Origin of the sequence: Nitratidesulfovibrio oxamicus, from assembly GCF_015731765.1 — a bacterium.
Classification (GTDB): Bacteria; Desulfobacterota; Desulfovibrionia; order Desulfovibrionales; family Desulfovibrionaceae; genus Cupidesulfovibrio; species Cupidesulfovibrio oxamicus.
This window is the reverse complement of record NZ_VRYY01000447.1, coordinates 1-1,966: the sequence shown is the minus strand read 5'-3', so window position 1 is coordinate 1,966 and position 1,966 is coordinate 1. Positions and strand designations below refer to the sequence as shown.

The following is a 1,966-nucleotide window of genomic DNA, read 5'->3' as shown; positions in this document are numbered from 1 at the left end:
CGAGCGGGCAGGGCCCGGAACCGGCTTCACGCCGCCGGGGTGGGGCGCGCGCATGCTGGCCGCGCTGGGCACCGCCCTTGCGCGCACCCGAATGTGTCCACTTGCCTGTCCCCATCCCTGCCTTGTGCCGGGCGAGCTTCTGGCCTCGCCCGCAGAGGGCCGTGGGGCAAACGAACCGGTGCCGCCCGTTGTCGTTAACCCTGACGGGGAGAGCATTGAGGCGCTCCCCGTAGGCGCCTTTAACGCCAACACCGTTGTCGCCGCCGATGTTGCCGTCTTTTTGCGCGACGTTGTGGTGTCCCCTGGCGGCAGGATCATCCTCGACGTGCCCGGCCTGACCGTGCCTGCGGGGGAATTTCTGGCCGTGGTGGGACCCAACGGCGCGGGCAAGTCCACTCTGCTGGGGCTGGTCAACGGATTTGTCAGGCCGGGATTCATGAGGTCCGGTTCCGGCGCCGCCGTGGTGCTGGGACAGGACATGTGCGCGTCCGGCGCCTGGCGGGTGCGCCGCCGGGTGGCCCTGGTGGCCCAGATGACCGCCGTGGATCCGCGTCTGCCCATCAGCGTGCTGGAAACGGTGATGACTGGCGGCTATGGCCGGTTGGGGCTGTTGCGCAGGCCCGGGGCCGCGTTGCGCGCGCAGGCCCTGGCCAACATGGAGCGTACCGGCATCGCCCACCTCGCGCAGCGTCCGTTCGGCCAGTGCTCCGGCGGCGAGCGCCAGCGGGCGGCCATTGCCCGAGCCCTGACCCAGCAGCCGGACATCCTGTTGCTGGACGAGCCCACCTCCGCATTGGACTGGCATGCCCAGCGAGAGATCATGGCGCTGGTGACCTCCATTCACAGGGAGCGCGCGGCAGGCGCGGGGCCGCCATTGACCACCATCCTGATCACCCACGACCTGAACGCACTGGCTCCCCCGCCCGGCCCTCCCGGCTCGTCGGGTTCGTCCGACTCTCGTAACCAGCCTGGCCAGTTGGGCATGCCCGGCCAGTCTGGAGCATCGGCAGTGAACCGGGTGGCCTGCATGGCCGGGGGGCGCATCGTCTGGGCCGGCCCGCTGGAGCAGGCCCTGGATGCGGTGCGGCTGACGCAACTGTACGGCACGCCCATTTCGGTCATCGATCATCAGGGCAGGCCCGTGGTGCTGTTCTAGGAGGAGGCATGGACCTTTCGCTGCTGGATCACGCCTTCATGCGCCACGCGCTGGCCGCCGGTGCGCTTGCGGGCGTCGCCTGCGCCATGGCCGGGGTGTTCGCCGTGCTCATGCGGCTGACCTTCATCGGGGTATGTCTGGCCCATGCGGCCTTTGCCGGGGGGCTGACGGCCCTGGCCTTCGGTTTGCCCGCGCTGCCCGTGGCCCTGGCGGCCAGCATGGTTTCCGCGCTGGTCATCGGGCCGCTGGCCGACAAGGGCGAAATTTCGCCCGACACGGCGGTGGGGGTGGTGTTTTCCGCCATGATCGGCGTGGCCGTGCTGTGCATGGGGCTGATGCCCGGCCCCAAGACCGAGGCCCTGAACCTGTTCTGGGGGTCCATCCTTACCGTGCGTCAGGCCGATGTGTGGTTGCTGGCGGGAGTGGCGGGCATCGCCGTGCTGGGGGTGGCGCTGTTCTTCAAGGAAATCCAGGCCGTGGCCTGCCACCGCGCCGTGGCCGCCGCCGTGGGCATTCCCGCCACGGCGGTGTTCTACGCCATTCTGGTGCAGACCGGGCTGACGGTGACGGCCTGCCTGCCCAGCGTGGGGGGGCTGCTGGTGTACAGCCTGCTGGTCAGTCCGGCTGCGGCGGCCTACCAGCTGACCTACAGCCTGCGGCGCATGTTCCTGCTGGCCGGGTTGTTCGGGGCGGCGTCGGGCGTGGGCGGCGTGCTGCTGGCCTGGCACATGGACGTGCCCGCCGGGGCCGCCGTGGTGCTGCTGTCGTGCGCGCTGTTTCTGCTGGCCGCATGGCTCTCCCCCAAGCGGC

2 protein-coding genes are annotated in these 1,966 nt (G+C 70.3%); both read left to right on the top strand.

Features of this window, described 5'->3' with window-relative positions:
• A partial coding sequence (locus FVW20_RS13790; RefSeq protein WP_307831541.1) for a metal ABC transporter ATP-binding protein occupies positions 1-1,156 on the top strand: 1,156 nt, incomplete at its 5' end.
• An 8-nt stretch (positions 1,157-1,164) separates the two neighbouring features.
• Positions 1,165-1,966: metal ABC transporter permease (locus FVW20_RS13785; RefSeq protein WP_196610063.1), on the top strand; the 802-nt coding region annotated here is incomplete at its 3' end.